At 52.0% G+C, this 3,366-nt stretch carries 4 protein-coding genes; 3 read left to right on the top strand and 1 reads right to left on the bottom strand.

Going from position 1 to position 3,366, the window contains the following annotated elements:
• The first annotated feature begins 11 nt into the window (after nt 1-11).
• Genes hisD through AC128V_RS06835 form a run of 3 tightly spaced genes read left to right on the top strand, consistent with a single transcriptional unit; the run spans nt 12 to nt 2,719 of the window.
• On the top strand, nt 12-1,277 hold the full coding sequence (gene hisD, locus AC128V_RS06845) for a histidinol dehydrogenase (RefSeq protein WP_482763926.1): 1,266 nt from the start codon (nt 12-14) through the stop codon (nt 1,275-1,277).
• A complete protein-coding gene (gene nrdR, locus AC128V_RS06840; protein WP_482763925.1) occupies nt 1,277-1,720 on the top strand; it encodes a transcriptional regulator NrdR in 444 nt (147 codons plus the stop codon). Before hisD ends, nrdR begins: the two co-directional genes overlap by 1 nt.
• Nucleotides 1,721-1,723: 3 nt before the next feature.
• The gene (locus AC128V_RS06835) at nt 1,724-2,719 is read left to right on the top strand and encodes a quinone-dependent dihydroorotate dehydrogenase (protein WP_482763924.1); all 996 of its coding nucleotides are present in this window, start codon (nt 1,724-1,726) and stop codon (nt 2,717-2,719) included.
• On the opposite strand, the gene AC128V_RS06830 is transcribed toward AC128V_RS06835, so the two are convergent.
• Nucleotides 2,716-3,366, bottom strand: a 651-nt coding sequence (locus AC128V_RS06830; RefSeq protein ID WP_482763923.1) for an aldo/keto reductase, incomplete at its 5' end; no start/stop codon positions are given. The genes AC128V_RS06835 and AC128V_RS06830 overlap by 4 nt on opposite strands.

Genomic DNA, 3,366 nt, shown 5'->3' with positions numbered 1-3,366 from the left:
CTCAGGATCAAATTCGTGGTGCACTGCCTAGAGCTTCAGTAAGCGTTGAAAAGGCCTTGGAGATAGTTCTACCGCTAATCGAAGACGTAAAAACCCACTCTCTTTCGGCACTTTTGAATCAGGCTGAGCGTTTTGATGGGGTTCGCCCAGAGTTTATTCGAGTGCCGCAGTCCGTCATCGAACAGTCTGTTTCGCAACTCAGCGCAGAGCTGAGAGCTGCAATTGAGACTGCAATTCAGCGGGTTCGAAAGGTCTCGCTAGCTGGAGTCCCAAAGGATTTCGAAGTGGAGCTAGCTAACGGCGCGTTAGTTTCACAGCGGTATGCGCCTGTTGACTCGGTAGGCCTTTATGTTCCAGGCGGCAAGGCGGTCTATCCCTCCAGTGTCGTTATGAATGCGGTTGCCGCTCAGTCAGCTGGTGTCCCAAGAATTGCGATCGCATCACCACCACAAAAAGAATTCGGTGGTATGCCACACCCAACGATTTTGGCAACCGCAGCACTGCTCGGTGTGACTGAGGTCTACGCAATTGGTGGAGCAGCAGCCGTTGCGGCATTTGCGTTCGGTGTGAGTGAGATCGAGCTTGAACCTGTTCGCATGGTTACCGGACCTGGCAATGTCTATGTTGCAGCCGCCAAGCGTGCGCTGAGGGGTCTGATTGGAATTGACTCTGAGGCCGGTCCAACCGAAATTCTCATAATCGCTGACGAAAGCGCTAACCCGAAGAGCATCGCGGCCGACCTGATCTCTCAGGCCGAGCACGACGAAAACGCAGCTGCGGTTCTGGTTACCAACAGCAGTAATCTGATCTCCGCGGTCGAAGTTGAGTTAGCCAAACAAGTTGCTATCACGAAGAACTCTGAACGCGTCAAAGCCTCACTTGGCGGAATGCAATCGGCACTAGTTTTAGTGCCAGATTTGGCGACTGCAATTGCTGTAAGCAACGAATATGCGACCGAACACCTAGAGATATTGACCAAAGACCCCAAAGCAGTGCTCTCTGAAATCACTAATGCCGGTGCGATTTTCCTTGGTGAGTTTTCTCCGGTCAGCCTTGGCGACTACCTAGCCGGCAGCAATCACGTACTCCCTACCGGCGAACAGGCTAAATTTGGCCCAGGCCTTGGAGTTCACACATTTTTGAGACCTCAGCAGGTAATCAACTACTCAGAATCAGCCCTAGCTGAAGTGGCAGGCCAGCTTGATACTTTTGCGATCGCTGAAGGCTTGAGCGCGCATGGCGATGCTGCCAAAATTAGATTCACCGGAGGTAACTAATGTTTTGCCCATTTTGCAGACACGCAGATTCCAGAGTTATTGACTCAAGAACCTCCGATGACGGTTCAGCAATTCGCCGCAGAAGACAGTGTCCGGAGTGCCAAAAGCGTTTCACTACCTTAGAGACTGCCTCGCTAATGGTTACCAAGCGCAGCGGCGTAACCGAACCTTTTTCCAGAGACAAGATCGTTTCTGGTGTTCGCAAAGCTTGCCAGGGACGCCCAGTCACTGATGCCGACCTAGCCTTGTTGGCCCAGCAGGTCGAGGAGGCACTTCGTTCCTCTGGCGCTGCAACCATTGAGGCACAGGACATTGGCTTGGCGATCTTGGAGCCACTTCGTCAGTTGGACCATGTCGCTTTCATGCGATTTGCCTCGGTGTACCAAGCTTGGGACTCGCTGGATGATTTCGAGCAGGCGATTTCGGATCTGCGGGGGAGCTAGCTCTTGTACCGGCTGTTCTTCAACCTATTTTTCAAACCCCTGGATGCTGAAACCTCCCACAAGATAGTTGACACTGCTTTGCAGCTAGCCTCCAAGTTCGGCATTCTTCGGGCCGGCAAGCGAAAGAAGTCCATCGAGATTATGGGGCTTCACTTTGAAAATCGCCTTGGGCTTGGCGCTGGCTTTGACAAAAATGCCAAGTTGGTGAGGCCGCTGCACGCTTTGGGTTTTGGCCACATTGAAGTCGGCACAGTTACTTTCCACTCTCAACCTGGGAATCCAAAACCTCGTTCATTCCGAATTCCGCAATACGACGCTCTGATCAATCGCATGGGCTTCAATAATGACGGCGCGGAGGTGATCTCCAAACGACTAGAGAAACTTCGCCGGGATTACAAAAACCTTCCGGTTATTGGAGTGAATATAGGCAAATCTCGAATCGTTGAAGCAAAAGACGCTGCCAATGACTATCGCGCCACCACCAAGTTGGTAGCCAGAGTTGCTGACTATCTCGCAGTGAACGTCTCTTCGCCGAATACGCCAGGACTTAGAGACCTGCAGCAGGTTGAGTCGCTGCGTCCGATTTTGCAGGCCGTATTGGCTGAATCTCAGGGTAAACCTGTTCTGGTGAAGGTGTCTCCAGATTTGGCAGATGCCGATTTCTTAGAGGTTTTGAGTCTTGTCCAAGAACTTGGTCTAACCGGCGTGATTATGACCAACACGACCACTCGTCGCGATGGTGTGGGTGATTCGCCGGTGCTGCAGGAGGCCGGAGGGTTATCCGGACCAGTACTAGCGGCACGTTCAATTGAGATGCTCCGGATGGCCAGAAGAGAACTGCCAACTGGATACGTCATCATTTCGGTTGGTGGAGTGAGTTCCGTGGTTCAAGCCGTCGAGCGCGTTCACCTGGGTGCAGATTTAGTGCAGGTCTACACCGGTTTGATTTATCAGGGACCAGCCTGGCCAAAGAGGCTTGCGAAAGCTCTAGCTAACTAGCAAAGCCTTGCTTCTGGACTCTTAGTCTTGGAAGGGTCACGCTCAATAACATCACCCAGAACCTGGTCAACCTTGGCCATGATCTCATGAGGAATTACCACTCCAGAGGCTGCAAGGTTAGAAGTGATCTGCTCTGGCTTTGAAGCACCAACAATTGCAGCTGCAACATTCTTGTTTTGCAGCACCCATGCGATAGCAAACTGAGCCATCGTGATGCCAAGTTCGTCCGCAAGAGGTTTTAGGGCCTGAACACGGGTCAAAGTGGTTTCAGACATGAACTTCTCGATGATTCCAGAGAGGTCTGGATCTGCAGCTCTCGAGCCTTCAGGAGCTGGTTGACCCGGAAGATACTTACCGGTTAGCACGCCCTGGGCCATAGGTGACCAAACAATTTGACTTAGACCCAGTTCCTCTGATGTAGGGATTACCTGCTCCTCAATAACTCTCCAGAGCATTGAATACTGCGGTTGGTTTGAAATCAGCTTGAAACCAAGATCTTTAGCCAAGCCCTGACCCTCACGAATCTGCTGGGCATTCCACTCGGAAACGCCGACGTAAAGCACCTTGCCCATGCGAACCAGGTCTCCAAAAGCCTGCATGGTTTCTTCCAGCGGAGTTTCGTAGTCAAAGCGGTGAGCCTGATACAG

It is taken from the genome of Aquiluna sp. (assembly GCF_965064355.1).
Note: the sequence above shows the minus strand (reverse complement) of the source record. Positions and strands in the feature narration are given on the sequence as shown.